This window comes from Methylomonas subterranea, from assembly GCF_024505185.1.
GTDB classification, from domain to species: domain Bacteria; phylum Pseudomonadota; class Gammaproteobacteria; order Methylococcales; family Methylomonadaceae; genus Methylomonas; species Methylomonas subterranea.
Window position 1 is genome coordinate 46,859 of sequence record NZ_JANIBJ010000024.1, and the last position, 21,993, is coordinate 68,851.

Genomic DNA, 21,993 nt, shown 5'->3' on the forward strand with positions numbered 1-21,993 from the left:
TGTTTGATATTTATACCTGGGAAATAGAAACCAAGCATTCCGCCGGAAACACCTATCGGCTTACTCCGGCCTACGGCTCTGAAAGTAAAAAATCGGGCGGGTACGGTTGCTTGTTGGACAGGCGTCGGCGGCAAGGATGCTGCCGTCGAGCCTACACGGACGAATTTACGGCGTCCTGTCCGGCGAGGAACCGTGCTCAGCTGCACTACTTTCATTTGCCGGGGCGATGCGCCGGTTTCATGAGCGCTAGGGAGGAACAATTTCGCCGTTTCAACAAACTCAGCGCATCCGCAAGCCACATCAGCCGGACTTGGGAGTCGAGCACTGCTCGAGCGCCGCCTTACCGGCATCCGCCAGCAACGTTTTCAATTCCGGCAGGCAGGAGCCGCAGCCGGTGCCGGCGCTCAGGCAGGCGCCTATGCCGGCCACGCTGTCGAGCTTATGCTCGGCTATGGTTTGCAAAATGGTTTTTTCGCCGACGTTGAAACACGAGCAGACCGTGCGCCCCACATCCTGTTCGCCGCGCGGCGGCAAGCCGCTGAGCAGGCTCAGGCGTTCCTTGCGGCTCAATTCGGTTTTGCCGAACAGGCCGCACAACCAGCCCGGCTCCGGCAACTCGGCTTGGGCGGTAACGAACAGGCAGGCGGACAGTTGCCCCGCCTCGACTCGCGCCAGCCGGTAATCGCCGGCGGCGGCATCGCTGTATTCCAGACATTCCGCCATTTCCGCCGAGCCGATATTTAAGCGCGCGCGGCACCAGCCGGGTAAATCGTCGAGGGCATCCCGGCCGGCCAAATGGTAACGCCAATACCCATCGCCCTTGACCTTGACCTGATATTCCACACCCTCGATCCGCGCCGGCTGCCTGGACAGCAGCAAGGCTTGCCAACGCGGCTGCCAGGCTTCGACGCGTACCGGGGTCTGCTTGCTTTCCGGCTGGCCGGACAATGGATCCACCACCGGATTCACCAAGGCGCCTACCCTGCCCCGGCTGCTGAGTTGTTCGGTCCAATGCATGGGAACGAACACGCTGCCGGGTTGTTGCGAGACGGTAATGTCCACCCGCGCCAGCATGCTGCCCCAACGCGAAGTCAATCTGGCCAAGCCCTGCTGCCTGAAACCCAGTTGCAAGGCGTCGGCGGGATGAATCTCCACGGTCGGTTCCGGCTTGTGGCTGTTCAATTTGGCCGCCAGCGCCGTGCGGGTCATGGTATGCCATTGGTCGCGCAGCCGGCCGGTATTCAAGGTGAACTGATATGCGGCGTCGGCGGCATGAACCGGCCCCCTCGGTACGATGGGAACAAAACTGGCCCTACCGTGGGGAGTATAAAATCCGCCGTCGCCGAACAGCCGGGCGGTTCCTTGAGTGGCCTTGGCGGTCACCGGCCATTGCACGGGTTGCAGCGCATCGAAGCGGACCTGATCGATATCGGCGAATGCGGAAATGTCGAACGCTCTGACGCCGTGCATGCTGTCGTTTTCAAACCCGGATAGCGCGGCGTGTTCCCTGAATATATCGGCGCTGGCTTGATAGTCGAAACCTGCAAAACCCATGCGCCGGGCAACCTGGCTGATAATCCACCAGTCCGGCCGGGCTTGGCCGGAAGGAGGGAACAGCGGCCGTTGCCGGGAGATGCGCCGTTCCAGATTGGTAACCGTGCCGTCCTTTTCGCTCCAGCCGGTGGCCGGCAACTTCACGTGCGCCAGCGCCATGGTATCGGTATTGGCGATGCAGTCCGACACCACCACCAATTCGCATTGTTGCAAGGCGCGCTTGACCTTGTCGGCGTCCGGCATGGATACCACCGGATTGGTGGCCATGATCCATACCGCCTTGACCCGGCCCTCGGCAACGGCATCGAACAATTCCACGGCTTTCAGGCCCTGGCGGTTGGCGACCTTGTCGCTGCCCCAGAAACGGCCGACCCTGTCGACATGCCGCGGATTTTCCAAATCCATGTGGGCCGCCAGCATATTGGCCAGCCCGCCCACTTCCCGTCCGCCCATGGCATTGGGTTGGCCGGTCAACGAAAACGGCCCACAGCCCGGTTTGCCTATTTTGCCGCTGGCCAAATGGCAGTTGATGATGGCGTTGCATTTATCCGAACCGGAACCGGATTGGTTGATGCCCTGCGAATACACCGTCACGACTTTTTTATGATTGGCAAACCAGGCAAACAATTGCGCCACGTCATGAGCTGTCACCCCGCAGCCGGCCGCCACTTCGTCGAGATCGAACGCGCTGGCTCTGGCCGCAAGCAAGGTAGGTACGAAGTCCTGGCAATGCCGGTCTATGAAATCCCTGTCCAGCGATTCGGTCTCGGCCAGATAGGTCAGCAAACCGTTGAACAGCAGGGCGTCCATGCCGGGCCGGATGGACAAATGCAGATCGGCGATATCGCAGGTACTGGTGGCGCGCGGGTCTATCACAACGATCTTCAGGGCCGGGTTGCTTTCCTTGGCGCGGCGGATGCGTTGAAAGGCGACGGGATGGCACCAAGCCGTATTGGAACCCACCAGCACGATCAGCTCGGCCTGCTCCAAGTCTTCGTAATTGCAGGGCACCGCGTCGGCGCCGAAGGCGCGTTTGTAGCCCACCACCGCCGACGACATGCAGAGACGGGAATTGGTGTCGATATTGGCCGAGCCGATAAAGCCCTTCATCAGCTTGTTGGCCACATAGTAATCTTCGGTCAACAACTGGCCCGAGACGTAAAAGGCCACCGCATCCGGTCCGTGTTCGGCGACGATGGCGGAAAAACGCCGCGCCACATGCGTCAAGGCGCTGTCCCAATCGACGGTTTGGCCGTCGATTTCCGGTTGCAACAGGCGATTTTCCAGACTGACGGTATCGCCCAGGGTAGCTCCCTTGGAACACAGGCGGCCGAAATTGGCCGGATGTTGCGCATCGCCCTTGATGTCGACAATATGGTTTTCCGGATCGATCAGTGTGGCTTCAATGCCGCAACCGACGCCGCAATAGGGGCAAGTGGTTTTGATACTGGTCGGACTCATGCTTTGATCCTCAAGCAGCCAATTCGACCGGACTGAAGATTAGTCGATCGCGGATGGCGGCGATGTTGGTGCGGTTTTTAATCAAATTCAAATACCAGCCGCTGTCGCTAGTATCGCCGTACATAATCATACCGGTGATGATATTGTCTTTTATGACGATTTTACGGTATACGCCCTCGGCATGATCCACCAGCAACTGTTGCTGGCAATCGGCACCGCCCTCAAAATCGCCCACCGAAAACAAATCGATACCGGTCACCTTCAACATGGTGGCCGACAGCAGACTTCTATAACCGCCGGACGCGCGGCCGGCCAGTTGTCGAGCGCACACCTTGGCCTGTTCGTAGACCGGCGCCACCAAGCCGAACAGTTCGCCGCGATGCTGCACGCACTCGCCCACCGCGTAGACCCTGTCGTCGCTGGTTTGCAGATGGTCGTCGACGATGATGCCCCGTTCGCAGGTCAAGCCCATGGCTTGGCTCAAGCCTATATTGGGCTGAATGCCGGTGGCCATCACCAAAATATCGGCCGGCAGCAAACTGTTGTCGCTGAGCCTGACCTTGCCGATGTGCCCATCCCGTCCCAGGACTTCGGCAACCGTCACCCCCAGCCGAAACTCAATGCCCTTGTCTTCCAGCTGCCGTTGCAAAAAACCCGCCGCCTGTCCGTCCAACTGCCGGTTCAGCAAATGCCCGGCCCGGTTCACCACCGTCACCTGCATGCCGCGCTGCATCAAGCCGTTGGCGGCTTCCAGCCCCAGCAAACCGCCACCCAGGATGACCGCGTGCTGCTTGGTTTGGGATTTTTCTATCATGGCTTGCACATCGGCAATGTCGCGAAACCCCATCACGCCTTCCATGTCACGACCCGGAATGTCCAGCATCAAGGGCAGCGAACCGGTAGCAATCAACAGGCGATCGTAATCCGCGCTGGTACCATCCCGGGCCGTCACACGCCGCTTGATCCGGTCAACCGACACCACGGACTTTTCCTCGCCGCAATGCAGGGTTATCCGGTTGCGCCGGTACCAGGCAAAGTCGTGGATCATGATGTCGTCTATGCTTTTGGCACCGAACAGCAGCGGTGTCAGCATGATGCGATTGTAATTGCCGTGCGGCTCGGCGCCGAACACGGTAATTTCGTAGCGTTCGGGCGCCAGTTGCATCAATTCGTCTACCGTGCGCATGCCGGCCATGCCGTTGCCGATGACGACGAGTTTTTCTTTCATCATGCTGATCGGAGATAAAACTGAATTTGTCCGCTGGGGATGCCGTCCCTAATAACCGGCCTATCTATACCCCCCACCCTCTCCAGCGGAGAGAGCAAACGGAATGCGGAAATTATTGCGGGCGGAATCCTTACCATTTTTTGTAAGGCAGAAATTTACCGGACATGCTGATGTGTACCCGATCCCCCTTGGGGTCGGATTGTTTTTCCACATCCATCGAAAAATCGATCGCGCTCATGATGCCGTCGCCGAATTTCTCCTGAATGATGGCTTTCAGCGGCATGCCATACACCTGCAGGATTTCGTAGAAACGGTAAATCAAGGGATCGGTCGGCACCATGGGCCCCAGCCCCTTGAGCGGATAGTCCTGTAGGGCACCGACCGCGCCGGCGTCTAAATCCAGCGCCCGCCCCAGAATTTCGGCCTCCTCCGCCGAAGCACTGGCCTGGCCGTAAAACAAGGCGGCTATCCATACTTCGTCCCGCCCCAACTGGGTTTCAAGATCCGCAAAACGCAGACCTTTTTGTTTTTTGGCGGCGAACAGTGTCTCCGTCAGCTGCTGTTGCGTCATACGACACCTCGAGAAAAAACCATAAAATAAAAATACGCGCGTCGGCCCGGGCCGACGCGTCAGACCTTAAAAATTGACGTTGGCCTGCAGCCAGATTCTTTGGGTGTCGGTGTACGCCGCGTTATCTGTGTTGAAATTGGCGTATTTGGCCAACAGGGAGTAATGCTTGCCGAATTTTTTCAGCACCGAGAAATCCCATTCCTTACCGTACTGAATCGAACCGGTGTCATCCTTGAAATCGTGATAAACGCCGGTGATGATCAGACTGTCGTTCATCATTTTGTAGCTGGCGGTAGCAAACACGTCGCGGATACCGTCCTTGGGCGTGACCAGGAACAAATCCGCCCAGCCCTGGAAGGCGTGGTTGGTGCCCAGCGGAGTCTGGAAGGCTTTGGTGGTTTTACCCGCGCCGCTTCCCAAACCGTTCAATTGTTCCACGGCGGCCGACAAGGTCAGGTTGTAAGCACTGGCGCCGGCCATCAAATTGATCCGGTCAACCTGATAACTGTTGGGGTTGTCGCCGTAATCGGCCTGGGTACTCCATTCGGCGGTATACACGGCATTGACCCGGTCGAAAAACTGCGGCGATTTGCCGTCGAAACGCAGGCCGTAGGTTTGCGAGGATTTGCCGAAGTTTTCCGGCTCGCGGTAGTCCAGCCAATAACCGTAACCGATCAGATTGCCCCAGTCGCCGACCTTGTAATTCAGGTTCAGAATCGGCGAGTTCATCGACTCCTTGGTACTGAAAATGGTCCGGGCGCTATCGATATAACCGGCGTTGACGGTCAAGCCGAAGATAGTTTGGTTTTTATGGGTGAACAGAACGGAATCGTAGGTCATCTCCATTTGCCGCCAGCCGACGTTACCGATGAAACGGTCATCGTCGAATTTGATGCGTTGACGGCCGACCGTGACCACGGTGTCCGGTATGCCTTTATAAGCCAGCCAGAACTGGTTCAATTCGCTCATGTCCGGATCGGCGATGACGGAATATCCGGTGCGGCCGTTGCGAGTACTGTTGTAATCCTCCTGCAAGGCGTAATTGCCCTCGTATTCGGCAAAGGCTTGAAAGTTGTAAAAAGTCGGCGACAGTAAACCCAGACGCAGGCGCGCGGTATTGGCGTTGGCGGTTTTGGGATTGCCCGCGCCCCTGTCCTGGTCGGCATTTTCCCAGCGATAGTTCAAATCCATTTTGACCGCGCCGTTGTTGCCGTAGTGGTAAAAATTCAAGGCATCTTCCACCTCCTTGGTGAAATCGGCCTGTACCGGCATGCCCGCCAAGGACATGGATAGCAAGGCGCCGGGCGCCAGGCTCGCGGAGAGTCGGGTGGTTTGCTTCGGCATAAAGCCCCCTTTACTGGATGAAAAAAAACGGTTGCTTGACATGGCTGGACTCTAATCGGGTTAATGGGTGTGGTCACATTCGGACAGGAAGGTCAATAGACTTTCCCGGTATTTGTAGTAATCGGGGTGTTCCAACAGCGCCTTGCGGCTGCGCGGCCTGGGCAGGTCGATTTCCTGAATTTTGCCTATCTTGGCGTGCGGGCCGTTGGTCATCATCACCACCCGATCCGCCAGCAAAATGGCCTCGTCGACATCGTGAGTCACCACAATCGCCGTCACGTGGGTGCGTTCCCAGACTTCCATCAGCACTTCCTGCAGCTCCCAACGGGTCAGGGAATCAAGCATGCCGAAAGGTTCGTCCAGCAATAATAATTTGGGCGACAAGGCAAAGGCGCGAGCGATGCCCACCCGCTGGCGCATGCCGTTGGACAGGTCGGCGGCTTTTTTGTACAGCGAGTCGGCCAGACCTACCCGGGTCAGATAATATTCGACGATGTCCTCGCGTTCGCTCTTGGAGGCGTGCGGATAGACCTTGTCCACCCCCAACATGACGTTGTCGAAGGCGCTCAGCCACGGAAACAAACTAGGGGCCTGAAACACCACGCCCCGGTCCGGACCGGCGCTATCGATTTCGCGGTTGTCCAGAATGATGCCGCCCTCGGAAATATCGTTGAGACCGGCTGTCATCGACAATACGGTGGATTTACCGCAACCGGAATGGCCTATGATGGAAATGAACTCGCCTTTTTTCATTTTCATGTCGAAGCCGTCCACCACCTTGACCGTGCTGTTGCCGTCCGGCGTGGGATAGATTTTCGACAATTGGCTGAATTCCAGATAGCGCGGCCGGCCCAGATCCGACTGGCTGGGTTTCAAGGCCGAGCTATCCAGCTTCCAGTCGTTGCTGGTGTTGGGGCGTACATCGGGCAGTTTGATTTTGTCGCCCTCCTCGGCCTCGGCTTTTTGCATGCCGATATTCATCAAATAGCGGGTGATTTCGGCCCGCAGACGCTTGAATTCCTCGTTATGGTTCAGCGCGGTGCGGTCGCGCGGCCGTTCCAGGTTGACATGAAAATCCGGACCGAAAGTGGCATCCGGCCCCGGATTGAGCGGAATTACCCGGTCGGCCATGTAGATGGCTTCGTCGACGTCGTTGGTGATCAGGATTACGGTTTTCTTGTCTTGCTCCCAGATTTGCAGAATTTCGTCCTGCAGATTGCCGCGGGTCAAGGCATCCAGGGCGCTGAGCGGTTCGTCCAGCAACAGAATATCCGGATTGGCGGCCAGCGCGCGGGCCACGTTGACCCGTTGCCGCATGCCGCCGGACAATTCGGCCGGCTTTTTATCCATGGCCCGGCCCAGATTGACCATATTGACGTATTTTTGGGCGTGGGCGCGGCGTTGTTCAGGCGTCCAGTCCTTGAAAATCGCATCCACCGCCAGCGCCACGTTTTCATAAACGGTCAGCCAAGGCATCAGGGAATAGTTTTGAAACACCACCCCGCGATCGGGGCCCGGTTCGCTGATGGGCTGGCCGTTTTTCAACAATTCGCCGCTGTCGGCCTGAATCAAACCGGCAATCAAGGAAACCAGCGTGGTCTTGCCGCTGCCGGAAAAACCGACGATGGCAATGAATTCGCCTTCCCGGATATTCAGGTTGATGTCCTTCAGAATCGAGGCCCTGTCCCTGCCCTCGCCGTAGGATTTGCAAACCTTGTGCAAACTCAGCAGGGCGGGTTGTTTGATATCGGCCAGTTTAAGCACGGCGCTTTCCTGTTTATGCACGGCGAGATCGATGATTTTTGCTGCGGCTACAGTCATGGTCATGCCTCAAATTTTGCTGAAGGAAAACACGGTTTGCAGCGATTGCATGATGCGATCGAGGATGAAACCGATGATGCCTATGGTAAACACCGCCACCATGATGCGGCCCAGCGAATTGGAGCTGCCGTTTTGGAATTCGTCCCAGACGAACTTGCCTAGGCCGGGGTTTTGCGCCAGCATTTCGGCGGCGATCAACACCATCCAGCCCACCCCCAGCGACAAACGCATGCCGGTAAAAATGTAAGGCAGCGCGGACGGTAGAATGATACGTTTGATTTGGGTCGGCCAATCCAGCCGCAACACTTTGCCGACGTTGGCCAAGTCCCGGTCTATGGATGAAACGCCCACCGCGGTGTTGATCAGGGTCGGCCACAACGAACACAGCGTCACGGTGACGGCCGATGTAATGAAGGATTTGGCGAACCAGGAGTCATCGGTGGTGACATACACGGCACTGACCACCAGTGTCACAATCGGCAGCCAGGCCAGCGGCGATACCGGCTTGAAAATCTGAATCAACGGGTTAATCGCAGTATTGATTATAGAACTCATACCGCACAAAATTCCCAAAGGTACGGCGATAAGGCTGGCAATTAGAAAGCCGGCAAACACCGTATATAAGCTGGTGATAATTTGATCCAGATAGGTGGATTTACCGGTATAGGGGCGCAACTTGATCTCGGCGGCGGGGTCTTCGGCAAGTTTCTCCCGGTTGCGCGCCTCCTGGCGTTTATAGAACTCGGCCATTTTGACTTTTTCAGCAAAGTGTTCGTCAATCAAGCCTTCCGCTTCGCCCCATACCGCCACGGGGCCGGGGATAGTGCCCAGGCTGGTGTTGATACGGGAGGCGGTCATGCTCCAAAGCCCCAAAAACAGCACAAAGGCTACGATGGGGACACCCATGATCAGCCACAGTTGGCGCAGTTGCTGGCCGGGATTTTCCCCGGCCGCGATTTTGACCAAGGGCACAAACCAGGTCAGACCTGTGATATTGAAAAATTTGATTAATTTATTGGGCATTGTCTTCACCTAGTTTTTCATCGGTCAGCGTTTCGATAGCCACTGTGTCGGGTTGCGGCTGACGCCTAACCCAACCAACATTTTTTAAAAAAGATGCGTCCCTGCATCAAGTGCCTTCCCTGTCGGAGCACTTACCAGAGACTGTTAATCGACCACTTTGCCACCGGCTACGGTTTGCTTGGCTTTTAAGCCGATGGCAAATTTGCTTAGGTAATCGTTCGGCTTACTGGCGTCGTAAACGATGCCGTCGATAAAACCGGATTGCGGCGGTTTGATGCCGGATTCGCTATCAGCCGGAAAATCGCCGGCTTTGGCCTTGCCTTCGGCAACCAATTCCTTGGCGGCGGCCATGTAGATGTCGGGACGGTAGACTTTTTTGGCGGTTTCAAGATACCAGTTGTCCGGTTTGAATTCGTTGATTTGCCCCCAGCGGCGCATTTGAGTCAGATACCAAATGGCGTCGCTGTAATACGGGTAAGTGGCGTTGTTACGGAAGAAGGTGTTGAAATCCGGCATGGGGCGTTTGTCGCCTTTTTCGTACTCGAAGGTGCCGGTCATGCTATTGGCCAAAACCTCGGCATCGGCGCCGACATACTGGGTTTGCGCCAGCATTTCCACGGCTTCCCTGCGGTTTTTATTGTTTTCCGCATCCAGCCACATCGCCGCCCGAATCAAGGCTTTTACGACGGCCTTGTGGGTGTTTGGATACTTATCCGACCAAGCTTGCGTTACGCCGAATACTTTTTCAGGGTTGTCTTTCCAAATTTCATAGTCGGTCACCACCGGCACGCCTATGCCTTTGAATACTGCTTGCTGGTTCCACGGCTCGCCGACGCAATAGCCGTAGATAGTGCCGGCTTCCAGGGTGGCCGGCATTTGCGGCGGCGGCGTCACCGACAACAAGGCATCCGCGTTGATTTGACCGGTGGTTTCCTGCGGCGGCGCGTAGTAGCCGGGTTTAATCCCGCCGGCGGCCAGCCAGTAACGCAATTCGTAGTTATGTGTCGATACCGGGAACACCATGCCCATATTGAACGGCTTGCCGGCGGCCTTAAATTGGTCGACCACGGGCTTAAGCGAATCGGCCTTGATCGGATGCGCCGGCTTGCCGCCTTCCATCGGCACATGCGGCTTCATTTGATTCCAAATCTCGTTGGAAACAGTGATGGCGTTACCGTTCAAGTCCATGCTGAAAGCCGTGATAACGTCGGCCTTGGTGCCGAAGCCGATTGCCGCGCCTAACGGTTGCCCGGCCAACATATGCGCGCCGTCCAGTTCGCCGTTGATCACTCTGTCCAGCAATACCTTCCAATTGGCTTGCGCTTCCAATTGCACAAACAAACCTTCCTCTTCGAAAAAGCCTTTTTCCGCCGCCACCGCCAACGGCGCCATGTCGGTCAATTTGATGAATCCGAACTTCAAATCCTCTTTTTCCAGCTTGCCGGCCGCCTGCCCGCCCGGAGCAAAGCCAAGGCCAGTGACAAGCAAACCGGCCGACAGGGCCAGCAGTAATTTCTTGGAAGTATGGCGAGTAATGTTTTTCATAACGAGTCCCAAACAAAAACGACAGATAAAAAAAAGGCGTCGCCGTAATACGGGTAAAACCCATACACGACAGACGCCTTTGTCCGGTTTGCTCTACTGTGAGCTTATGATGCGGCTCCTACATTGGAGCATTGTTTACAACAATGCAATAGCGATGCCAATCCGCAAAAACTCTTATAATTTTATATATTATCCATTAAAATCAATATTTTATAAACATGACCTCTTCGTAATTTCAATGCACCCGCACCTATACGATGTAGTAAAGCCTTCATCGCCGCACAAAAATGAAACGAAACAGCGCTTTTTGCACATCCGTGGTGCGAGTAACCGCGCCGGATGACGCCCGGATTGCACCGATCGGGTCCCTTCCTACCCGCCAGAAGACTCCGGATTTTAGGTCTGGAGAAAAATTATTTAATTAAATCCAAGCCTTATGCCTACCGTACCCACATAATCGGTCAGATAAGCGTGGCCCAGCAGCGCTTCAAAATTGACGTATGCCTGTAACTCGCGGGGGAAAACCGCGACAAGGCCGCCACCAACATGGAAAAAGTCCCGATCGGGCCTTTCGGTTTGATAGCTGAAGACAGTGGGATCCGGGCGAAAATCCTGAGCGAACCGCACCGAAACGTTACGTTGGCCGAGGGCGAACTCATGGGTCCAATCGGCACTGACTTGCGGGATCAAAACCGCAAAACTGGTACTGAATGCGGCGCTGGCCTGAATACCGGCCGAAGTCTGCAAAGAGTCGACGCCGTCTTTCAAATAGTGCAACTCCAGCCCGGTGTTGCCGCTTTCGGTGTATCCATTCAGTTGTAAACGCCGGTAATTGAAAGCAAGCCTCGGCCCTATGCTGAGATTTTTGATGGTCCAGTCATACCCGACCAAGGCGCCGGTTTCCAGTTCATCACCGCCGGATTTTGAAGTCGCCGTGCCGCTTGCCTTCAATACGCCGAAGTCGGTAAACGATACGCCCCGGGAGCGTTCGAAGCTTTTTGCACCATAACGGAAGAAAACATCGGTGAATAAACCGTCAAGCGGATAAAACGAAGCATAGACGGTGGGCCCGAATGAGTTCGTTCGAAAATCGCCACCGCCAACAAAGTCGCCGCTCCATTGGCTGAAGTTCAAGGCGACGCCGCCCAGCATCCAGGGTGTGAAAAGGTAATCGGCGCCCGTGGTTACCGCCCATTGAGTCGAGCGATAGCCATCTTCGAAGGTAGTTATTTTTCTGTCCAGGCCTTCGCCCTGCCCGGAAAAATACAGATTCAAGCCATCGACCAAACCGGTGGAAGCATCCGCGCTAGCGCCGCCGCCATTTTTCTTCCCGGCTTCATCGTTATCGCGTCGCTTATGGAAACGTTTGACGAACGCATTACCGGTCTGGGTACTGCCGGCGGCGCCTCCCGATACCGACGCGCCCCCCACCCCTGGAGAGGTAGGGGGTTCGAAACAAAGCAATTGCAGCTCGGCACCGAAATTCGGATTGGGGTTACTTGAATCTCCAGCCCTTAAGTTCTGGCAAAAATTCGCCAATTGATGGGTTAACGCTTGATCCAAAGTCTGGGCGGATGCCGTACCCACGCCAATATCACCGGCCGTAATACAAAGCACGACAACGTAAAACTGTTTGAGCAGTCGATGTGCCCGGCGTATTTTTGAATAAAATATATTCAACGAATGGAAATATTCGTACTTGTTTCGATCAACTGAACGCATCGATGAATTATCCTCGTAATCATAGTTTTCTTTGACAAAACCCATTTATTAATTTAACGCATTAATTTTTTATATCGAACTACTCTGTCAGGAAAGGGTTGTGCAGGTTGTCATTGAGATTGATTTTCAGCTGTTGGCCTCCGGGTACACCACCCGTTACAAATGGAAGCACGGCGGCGTCGTTGCCGCCACCGGCGCATGCGGGCGGAACGGCCGTGAAACTGTTCGCGGTAGCGTGTTCCAGAGCAGCGTTATCCCTCATGAATAAATGCCCCAGTTCATGCGCCAACACCACGCCCCTGGGTTTAGGGCAATCCGTATCTTCGGCCAGCAGGATTCCGCTTTCGGATAGCAAATTGGCAACATTGAAATCTCCCCTATAATCTTCCGGGGATACGGTTAAAGCCGCCGGTCTGCCCTGATTCAATAATTCTCCGACGTAATACAAGTTGACGTCTTTTGCGTCCGCGCTGCGATTAGTGGGGTTATTTAAAATATTTTTTATCTCACTGGTGCGATAAGGTAGATTATTCAGCAAAATAGATTTTGCATCGATATCCTGCTTGTTTACGTTAGCCACCAAATTATCGATCAATCGGACACCTCGAAGCTGAATATTCAAGCCGGCCTGAGACAAAATTTCATTGGCACCGTACCGGCGCAAATTATTTTCGCCAAAGCTGTGCAATTCTTTTAAAAATCTGTCGGTTACCGCCGCCAGTTGCGCATTGTCGTCCCCCGCAAATACGCCCCTGACGGCCTTGACGTCCACAAAAGCCGTATTGAAGCGAATATTATCCAACAGTACTTTTGTATTGTAATTATTGTCCCCCTTGTCAACCGCGGTAAAAGCCAAATCGAGGGTAACGGTTTTACCGGCAAACTCGCTCATATCGAAAGCGGCGGTCGCCCATTTCCGGATAGTGCCGGCTCGGTCACCCACCACGAAGGGTATTTTTCCGCAGGTGGCATCCCCGCCTGGAAATCCGCAATTGAACATGGCGACTTCCGGCAAGCAATTGGCTGATTGCCCATAAATATTCGTACAAGGCTGCAAGCCTTCAACCCCCGGATTGTCGACACCAACCGTCTTGATGAATTTTTGTACTCCATCGCTGGTAGTCACCGTGGCGTTGAAGGTATCGTCAAATTGCGTACCGGCAAATTCGTTGAATTCCTCGCTGAGGAAGATATAGTCGACGTAAAGAGTCTTGGAGCCCGCCGGCACAGTGAATCGTTGCGTCAGTACGGAACCGAGATCGCCGACATTCGTGACACCGGTGGTGATCCGTGCCATCCATTTGCCTTCGCTCGGCAAAATATTACCTTCGCTTGGCGAATTGGGAGCCGGACAGGGCAGGCCGGGGTCGAAATCGCCGGCAGCGGGAACACTGCAAAGCGGCACGCTTTGAACAATCGCAACGTCGCCTTTTGTTTCCCAAAAACCTTCGCAAAATGTGTTTTGCACCGCTCCGGTTACAGGGTCATTAACCTCTTTTACACACTCGAATCCGCCGTTACGGATACCCGCCAAAGCCGACTTGAACTTGGAAAACGCATAGGTTTTCGACAGCACGATATCCGTTTGTTGGACTTGGTTCGGCAGCGAGTATGCCGCCTCCCCGGAAAAACCGCGCATCGAATCGAAAGCCGTCAATGTGTATGGACCGGTACCGCTGATATAGAGTTGGAAAATGCCTTGAGAATTGCTGACGGCCACCAAACTGTTTGTATTGCTGGCGACCACGACGCTGGGCACTTTTACCGCGGTTGCGGGGCAGGGTGTCAGTTGCTGCGTCCCCTCGCAAACGCTCCCGGAAATATTATCCGAGCCAAAGTCAGCCAACAACGCATAGAGCCCGCTACCGAAAACCCCATCATAAAACGAGCCGTCGGTAACAATCCGGTTACTTTTAAAATCCACGACAGCGGTATCCACCGGCATCAGCCGCTTGAAAAAACCGCCCTCATCCTCGCCCATGCCGGGCAAGGGAACTTCAATTTCCTTGGCCAGTATGAAATTTTCAGTTTGCGGATTTGCCGGTACGGGAAAGGATAGCGACAACGGCTTTTGTAGCGGGGTGACCTCTATTTCAGCCTGAACCGGCTCAAGCAAAAGCTTCACGGTATCCATCAGCGGAATCGTGTCGCCAATCGGCGCTTCGATGTCCCCGGAAGCGGACGACACAATTGTCAAGCGCGCTTCGTAGGGTATTGCATCGGGCGGCACCGTAACCACAATGCCATCGTCCCCGGTTACGCTGCCGCCTTGATTGGGTTTGAATGTGCTGCCCGCCAATTTAGTAAAAACATCGGACAGCAACTTGACGCCACGATTTTCAGCCTTGATGCGAAATTTAATTTCGCCGGATGTTTTTTGCTGAATGGTCGCCATTCCGGCATAAATGCCATCACCGGCAATTTTGTCCCGCCCCTTGCCGTTATCGTGTAAGACGGCAACCGTGGTTTCACTGGACTTGCCGTTCGGAAGCGTTCGGATCTTTTGTAGCAGTAAAACGTTGGGCTTGTGTTTCGGCAAACCGCCGGCCAACTCCGCTGTAACGCTGACCAAATTGGGTTTCGGCCCAATTTGGATAAAATCCGGATTAAAGCTTGTTTCCTTTATTACCAATACTCCCTCGGGTTTCTTGGCTTGCACGTATCCGACCTGGGTCAAAAGAAACGCCAAAAATATTAGTTTTGCGAATAACATAATCTTCCCCTTATTTAACTGTACGCGATTACGTTCATTTTTAGCCGGCGTCCGCATCAATTATTGGTAAAACCGCGGATTGAGATTTCCTCCGCCCGACATTGAGGACATACCGTAAAACCACCTGGCAAAATCGCCAAAAAAAAGCCGGATTACCTGTCATGACGTTATCGATGTCATGTCGGCAATCCGGCTTTCCAGAATCTCTTTTATTCGGGATCCGCGATTTTCCGCGCCTACCTTCCGATAGGCTTGGCTAGTTGGTTAAATAAGCTTATAGCGCAAAATTGAGCGGGTTTCTACTGAGCGATTTTGTCAACATTTCAAGGCTAAGCAAACTCGAACGGAGGGCAAAATGATGCCCTCAAGCTAACGCGATTTCGGCAGTCGACAATTTCCCCCGGATAACTTCCGAAAACGGTTTTTCCATCAAACCGTTCGCGCGCGCCGCCAGAAAACAGCCTTTCCGGGCAAACAAATACGGGTTAATTGCAAATCATCTCTCCAACCCTAAATATGCCTTTAAAGCGTCTCGGTAAAGGGGGCCTTTTCGCTCCTGTCATGCCGCCGATGTACGTCGGCCACGCCGGCAAACATCACATACAAGCCGGGAATGACGATGACACCGAATACGGTGCCGAAAATCATGCCGCCGGCCGCCGCCGACCCCAGGGTGTTATTGCCGATTTCGCCGGCACCCGAGGCGAACATCAAAGGTATCAGGCCGGCGACGAAGGCGAACGAGGTCATCAGGATAGGCCGCAAACGCAACACGGCGCCCTCGATGGCGGCCTCGAACGGCGATTTGCCTTGCTTGTGCTTCAAGGCGGCAAATTCGATGATCAGAATCGCGTTTTTACCCAGGATGCCGATCAACATAATCATGGCGATTTGCGCATAGATATTGTTTTCCAGCCCCATCAACCATAGAAAAAACATGGCACCGAAGATGCCGACGGGCAAGGACAGGATCACCGGCAAGGGCAACAGAAAGCTCTCGTACTGGGCGGCCAGCAGCAGGTAGACGAACAACAGGCAAATCAGAAAAATAAAAACGGCCTGATGGCCGGCATTGGCCTCGTCGCGCGACGAACCGGCCCAATCGTAACCAAACCCTTTGGGCAATTTTTGCGCCGCCACCTGCTTGATGGCTTCGATGGCTTGGCCGCTGCTGTAGCCCTCGGCGGGCTGACCATTGACCATGGCCGAGGTATACATGTTGTAACGGGTAACCTGTTCGGGACCGTAAACTTTTTCCACCCCTAAAAATGCAGAAAACGGCACCATATGACCGTCTTTGTTTTTTATGTACAGCTTCAGCAAATCTTCCGGTTTTGCGCGGTATTCCGGCAAGGCTTGTACCATTACCCGGTACATCTGGCCGAAGCGAATGAAATTGGTGGCATATTCGCTGCCGATCAGTGCTTGCAAGGTACTCATGGCGCTCTCTGTAGTCACGCCCTTTTGCGCCGCCTTGTCGATATCGACGTGCAGCAGAAACTGCGGGAAGCGGGTATTGAAAGTGGTGAACGCGTTGCTGATTTCCGGCCGCTGGTTGAGTTCGTCCACAAAGGCGTCGGCGACTTTCTGCAAATTTTCCAGGCTGCCGCCGGTTTTATCCAGCAAACGCATCTCGAAACCGCTGGAATTACCGAAACCTGGCACCGGCGGCGGGGTAAAAAACTCGATACTACCGTCCTTGATGTGGCGGGTTTTTTCCTCCAGCAGTTTGATGACCTGCTTATCGGACAGGCTTCTATCCCGCCAATCCTTCAAGCTGACCAGATTCATGCCGTAGACCGCTCCGGTACCATCCGACAGCACGCTGAAGCCGGCCAGGCTGGACACCGAATCCACCGCATCCAGCGCCGTTGCGATACGCTGCACTTCATCCACCACTTTTTCGGTGCGTTCCAGCGTGGCGCCGGACGGAGTGGTGATGTTGGCGTAAATCGTGCCTTGGTCCTCCTGCGGAATAAAGCCGGAGGGAACCAGGTTACCAATCAAGCCCGCGCCAAATGAAAACCCCAGCAGAATAGCAAAGGTAATCAGTCTGCGATTGGCGATCAGTCCGATGAGACTTTTGTAACGCTCGGCCAGTCCGTTATAGCGGCGATTGAAGCCGGCGAAAAATTTGTCCAGGCCGGTTTTGTGTTGCGGATGATGGTGAACGGGCCGCAGAAAAAAAGCGCACAACGCCGGCGTCAGAGTCAGGGCGGTGATGCCGGACAACACAATGGCGAAAGCCATGGTCAAGGAAAATTGCCGGAAAAAAATGCCGGCCGAACCCTCCATGAACGACACCGGCAAAAACACCGCCGCCATCACCAGGGTAATGGCGATAATGGCACCGCCGATTTCCCGCATGGCTTGCTCGGTGGCCCGTTTCGGGCCGATATTGCCTTGTTCCAGCTTGGCATGCACCGCTTCAATCACCACGATGGAGTCGTCGATGACGATACCGATCGCCAGCACCAAGGCAAACAAGGTGATCAGATTCAACGAAAATCCCATCAGATGCAGGAAGAAAAACGTGCCTATCAGGGAAACCGGCACGGTGACCACCGGAATCAGCGTGGAGCGAAAATCCTGCAGAAAAACGAACACCACCAAGGCCACCAGCACAAAGGCTTCCAGCAAGGTCTTGACCACTTCGTGGATGGAGGCGTCCAAAAACTTGGAGACGTCGTAACTCAGGCTGTAGTCCATGCCGGGCGGAAACGACTCGGCCTTGATCCGCTCCATGGTGGCCTTGATGTTGGCTATCACTTCCTTGGCATTGCTGCCCGGCCGCTGTTTCAGCATGATGGCCGCGGAAGGCTTACCGTTTTCCTTGGACAGTACGTCGTAATCCTGCGAATCGAAAGCGACTTCGGCGACATCCTTCAATCTTAGAATTTCGCCGTCCAATCTACCGCTCAAGACGATGTTTTCGTAGTCTTGGACGGTGTTGTATTTGCCGGTGTATTTCAAAATGTACTGCATGGCTTGCGCGTCCCGCCCGGAACTTTCGCCTATCTTGCCGGGCGCGGCTTCCACGTTGTAGGCTCTCAATTGCTCGATGACCTCGATTGGGGAAATGTTGTACATCAGCAATTTTTCGGGTTTCAACCAAACCCGCATGGCGTATTCGCGGGCGCCCATGATGTCGGCAAAACCCACCCCCTCGATGCGTTTCAGTTCCCTGAGCACATTGATGTCGGTAAAGTTGTACAGAAATTTCTCATCCAGATTCGGGTCTTGGCTGAGAATATTGATGTACAGCAACATGCTGTTCTGCACCTTCTCGACGATAACTCCGGCTTTGATCGCTTCCTCCGGCAACTCGTCCAAAACGGACGCTACCCGGTTTTGCACGTTGACCGAGGCCACTTCCGGGTCGGTACCGGCATTAAAGATAATCTGTATCACGCTGACGCCGTCGTTGCCGGACACCGAAGACATATAGGCCATGCCCGGCACCCCGTTGATCGCCCGTTCCAGCGGCGTGACGACTGTCTTGACCACGGCCTCGGCATTGGCGCCGATAAACTTGGCGGTCACATTCACCTCGGGCGGCGCGATATCGGGAAACTGGGTGACGGACAACCGGGTCAGCGACAACAGACCGATCAAGATAGTCAGAATGGCCATAACGATGGAAAGTACCGGCCGATGGATAAATCTGGCTGTCAGCATGACACTGCCCCGCCGTCCCGGCAAATCGGCTTAACGGGAAGGGTTGTAACGCGGCGTGAAAACATGGGTCTCGACTTTTATCGTATAAAAGCCGGCAATTTTAAGCAGTCAACCTTACAACAACCTTTCATTTTTCTGACGGCCCCGGCGTCAAGGCTCGGCAAAACAGATTTCGACCCGGGTACCGATTTGGGCGGGCAATCCGCTGTGAATTTCGATCCGCGCCGCATGCAGATCGGCAATTTCCTTGACAATGGCCAGACCCAATCCGCAGCCTTCGCCGGGGCTGCCGGGAATCCTATAAAAACGCTCGAAAATTTTTTCCTGCTCGCCTACCGGTATGCCCGGTCCGTCGTCCTCCACGATCAACCTGACATGCGGCGCGGATTCCACGGTCACGCCGATATGCCCTCCCGCCTTGCCGTAATTGACGGCATTATCCAGCAGATTGCCCAACAGTTCGCGCAAGACGATGCCGTCGCCGTATATCTCCACGGCGGTAGCCGGCGCATCGAAACTCAGCTCCACCTTAAGCTCCAACGCCCTGGGCACCCAATCCATACAGCATTCCCGGGCCAGGCGAGTCAGATCGAGCAGGCGAAACTCCGGCGCGTTGCGCGAAATGGAGTCGGAGCGCGCCAAGACCAGCAACTGGGTGTTCAAGCGAGCGAGACGATTGCTGGCGTTCTTGATGTGCTCCAGCGCTTGCCGCATGCTATCCGGACTGTCCGCGCTCAACGCCCGTTCCGCTTGAATTTTTAATCCCGCCAGCGGCGTTCTGAGCTGGTGGGCGGCGTTTTCGATAAAACGCCGCTGGGTAATCAAGGTAGAGCCCAGTCGTTGCAGCAATGCATTGATGGTATGCGTTAAAGAGCGCACTTCAAGTGGAACGTCGGCATCCGGAATGGGATCGAAATCCCTAGCCGAACGCCGGGCAATCATGCCCGCCAGATCGTTGAGCGGACTCAATCCCCGGTTGACTCCGGTCCAGATGTGAAACCCGGTAATCAACACCAGCAAAATCTGCGGCAGCATCACCGCCAACAACAGCTCTCCCGTCATGCCGCGCCGCTTGTTAACGGTTTCCGCCACCGACACCAAAACCCGGTCGCCGCCGGATTCCGGCACCGTGAGCACCGACGCCACCCTGACCGGCCTATCGTCTATCCTGCCGTCGAAAAAATATGGCTTATTCTCGTTCAGCCCCGACATGGCCGGGCTGGGGAGGCCGTCATCGCCGGCCATGAAACCGGTCTGCTGCGACTCCACCTTGTAAAAGGTTTCGTCCATATCGTCCCAGCGGAACACTTCCGCGGCAATGGGCGGCAATTCGAAAGTGACGCGGTCTTGCTTTATCTTGACTTCCTGCAGCAAGGACTTGGCGGAATCGAGCAGCCAGCGGTCGTAGGCCTGATTGGTGAAATAGGTGGCGACATAATAAGACCCGGCCGCATCGAGCATGACGACAACCAGCAGGGGCAAGGACAGCTTGGACAGTAATTGCGTTCTGAGGCTCTTGGATTTATTCATCGCCACTGGTCTCCAGCAGATAGCCCAGTCCGCGCAGCGTCCGGATACCGATACCCCACGGCTCCAGGCGCTTGCGCAGCCTGTGCACATACACTTCGATGGCGTTGTCTGCCAGCTCCTCCGCACGCACCGCCAACCGCTGGGCAATGCTGTCCTTGCTGACCACCCGCCCGCTTTGCAGCAATAAAGCCTCCAGCACGCCGTATTCGCGCGGCGGCAAGGCCAGCGGCACACCGTTCACGCTGATGGTTTGTTCCAGCGTGTGCATGATTAACGGCCCCAAACCGATATTGTGATTAAGGCCGCCGCGGCTGCGGCGCAAGATTGCCCTGATGCGCGCCTCAAGTTCCCGCAATTCGAAAGGCTTGGTCATATAATCGTCGGCACCCAATTCCAGGCCGCCGACCCTGTCGTCGAGGCCATCGCGCGCCGTCAGAATCAATACCGGCACGGCGGATTTGCGGGCCCGCAGCCGCCGCAGCAGGTCGCGCCCGTCCATATCGGGCAAACCGAGGTCGAGAATCACCAGATCGTAGGGCTGCGTGGCCAACGCGCCGCCGGCATAACCGCCGGTCTCCGCCAGCGTAACGTCAAAGCCCCAATCGCGCAGACTGCGGGACAGACCGTCACCCAAAACGACATCGTCTTCGACCAATAGAATTCTCATTGCCTGGTTTCCGGGGCATCCTAAAATCGGTTAAGCCTGCTAATCCCGGTTCGCCTGGAGCCTAGTCGAAGGGTGAATGTAGAAGGCTAAACAATGGGTAGCGCGTAAAAAACCGTTCATGCTTCGACCGGCTCGGCGGAACGGTTATCTCACTCGCCAACTGATTTTTTTACAGTTATGGGTGCGCTGATCCCTTCGGCGGCAACGCCATTTCGAACGCCGTCATGCCGGCGGCTAGTTGAATCGATTTTAGCAGAACCGGCCCGCGCAAGGCGTGACGGGACTGATCCTCGCTAGCGAAGACCGAAGCGCTCGGAACCTCCGGCCTTGATTGCCCGATTGCGCCAAGCTTGATCGCACTGGAAGCCCGCGGCGGTTCGCGTCTCCGGGCGCGCGTTCTTTGCCATCGCTGAGGACCGAGCGGGTCGGGGTGATGAGGCAAAATTCATGCACGCTTGGCGTGCATCCGATTCGTGGGTGAAATATTCATTAATAACACTTACTACAGGCCAATAATTAAAATCAAAGCAGACTAGCCATAACCCTCAGCAAAAATCACTTGAACAACTCCGCCATGGCGATGACGTTTTTTGCCATTTCGCCCAGCGAGACTTTTCTGTCCATCGCCAGCTTGCGCAGAGCATGATAGGCTTGGTCCTCGCTGTAGTTTTGGGATTGCATCAGGATAGCCTTGGCCCTATCCACCAATTTGCGTTCTTCAAGCTGATTCTTGGCTTTTTGCAACTCGTCCTTCAAGGCTTTTTGTTCCCTGAATCGGGCAATGGCCACCTCTATGATGGCCTTGATGCGGCGCGGCTCCAGACCGTCGACAATATAAGCGCTAACGCCGGCCTTGATCACTTTGTTGATGGTCTCGGTCTGTTGGTCCTCGGCAAACACAATTACCGGCACCGAATGTTGTTGGTTGATGTTTAAAATCATTTCCAAAACCGTTTCGCACGGCGTATACAGGTTCAACACCACCGCGTCCGGCTGCAGGCTTTTCACGACCTCAAGCAGATTTAAAGCCTTTAACTTCAATGTGGCCACTTGATAGCCGTGTTGGCTCAGGGCCTGCCCCAACACCGGATCGGAATCGAATTCATCGACAACCAGAACTTTGAGTGGAGTCATGA

At 55.1% G+C, this 21,993-nt stretch carries 13 protein-coding genes and 1 riboswitch; all 13 genes read right to left on the reverse strand.

The window, feature by feature from the left end:
- Nucleotides 1-300 precede the first annotated feature (300 nt).
- Nucleotides 301-3,015, reverse strand: a complete 2,715-nt coding sequence (locus NP590_RS13415) for a nitrate reductase (RefSeq protein WP_256602990.1) — start codon at nt 3,013-3,015, stop codon at nt 301-303.
- A 10-nt stretch (nt 3,016-3,025) separates the two neighbouring features.
- On the reverse strand, nt 3,026-4,246 hold the full coding sequence (locus tag NP590_RS13420) for an NAD(P)/FAD-dependent oxidoreductase (RefSeq protein WP_371927307.1): 1,221 nt from the start codon (nt 4,244-4,246) through the stop codon (nt 3,026-3,028).
- A 127-nt stretch (nt 4,247-4,373) separates the two neighbouring features.
- Nucleotides 4,374-4,814, reverse strand: a complete 441-nt coding sequence (cynS, locus tag NP590_RS13425) for a cyanase (RefSeq protein ID WP_256602991.1) — start codon at nt 4,812-4,814, stop codon at nt 4,374-4,376.
- A 66-nt stretch (nt 4,815-4,880) separates the two neighbouring features.
- Nucleotides 4,881-6,158, reverse strand: coding sequence for an alginate export family protein (locus tag NP590_RS13430; RefSeq protein WP_256602992.1), 1,278 nt, complete (start codon nt 6,156-6,158; stop codon nt 4,881-4,883).
- A 60-nt stretch (nt 6,159-6,218) separates the two neighbouring features.
- On the reverse strand, nt 6,219-7,979 hold the full coding sequence (locus tag NP590_RS13435) for an ABC transporter ATP-binding protein (RefSeq protein WP_256602993.1): 1,761 nt from the start codon (nt 7,977-7,979) through the stop codon (nt 6,219-6,221).
- Between the two features lie 9 nt (nt 7,980-7,988).
- Entirely contained in the window at nt 7,989-9,002 is a 1,014-nt protein-coding gene (locus NP590_RS13440) for an ABC transporter permease (RefSeq protein ID WP_256602994.1), read from the reverse strand.
- A 144-nt stretch (nt 9,003-9,146) separates the two neighbouring features.
- Nucleotides 9,147-10,547 (reverse strand): CmpA/NrtA family ABC transporter substrate-binding protein, encoded by a 1,401-nt coding sequence (locus NP590_RS13445; RefSeq protein WP_256602995.1) that lies wholly within the window; start codon nt 10,545-10,547, stop codon nt 9,147-9,149.
- Nucleotides 10,548-10,964: 417 nt separating this feature from the next.
- A complete protein-coding gene (locus NP590_RS13450) occupies nt 10,965-12,134 on the reverse strand; it encodes an autotransporter outer membrane beta-barrel domain-containing protein (RefSeq protein WP_256602996.1) in 1,170 nt (389 codons plus the stop codon).
- Nucleotides 12,135-12,348: 214 nt separating this feature from the next.
- On the reverse strand, nt 12,349-14,982 hold the full coding sequence (locus NP590_RS13455; RefSeq protein WP_256602997.1) for a hypothetical protein: 2,634 nt from the start codon (nt 14,980-14,982) through the stop codon (nt 12,349-12,351).
- A 180-nt stretch (nt 14,983-15,162) separates the two neighbouring features.
- Nucleotides 15,163-15,249, reverse strand: a riboswitch (cyclic di-GMP riboswitch).
- Between the two features lie 255 nt (nt 15,250-15,504).
- Nucleotides 15,505-18,660: an efflux RND transporter permease subunit gene (locus tag NP590_RS13460; RefSeq protein WP_256602998.1), complete on the reverse strand. Its 3,156-nt coding sequence runs from the start codon at nt 18,658-18,660 to the stop codon at nt 15,505-15,507.
- Nucleotides 18,661-18,810: 150 nt separating this feature from the next.
- A complete protein-coding gene (locus NP590_RS13465; RefSeq protein ID WP_256602999.1) occupies nt 18,811-20,190 on the reverse strand; it encodes a sensor histidine kinase in 1,380 nt (459 codons plus the stop codon).
- On the reverse strand, nt 20,183-20,857 hold the full coding sequence (locus NP590_RS13470) for a response regulator transcription factor (RefSeq protein WP_256603000.1): 675 nt from the start codon (nt 20,855-20,857) through the stop codon (nt 20,183-20,185). The genes NP590_RS13465 and NP590_RS13470 overlap by 8 nt, the downstream gene beginning before the upstream one ends.
- Before the next feature lie 555 nt (nt 20,858-21,412).
- Nucleotides 21,413-21,991 carry an ANTAR domain-containing response regulator gene (locus NP590_RS13475; protein ID WP_256603002.1) on the reverse strand — a complete coding sequence of 193 codons (579 nt, stop codon included), beginning with the start codon at nt 21,989-21,991 and terminating at the stop codon, nt 21,413-21,415.
- Nucleotides 21,992-21,993 lie beyond the last annotated feature (2 nt).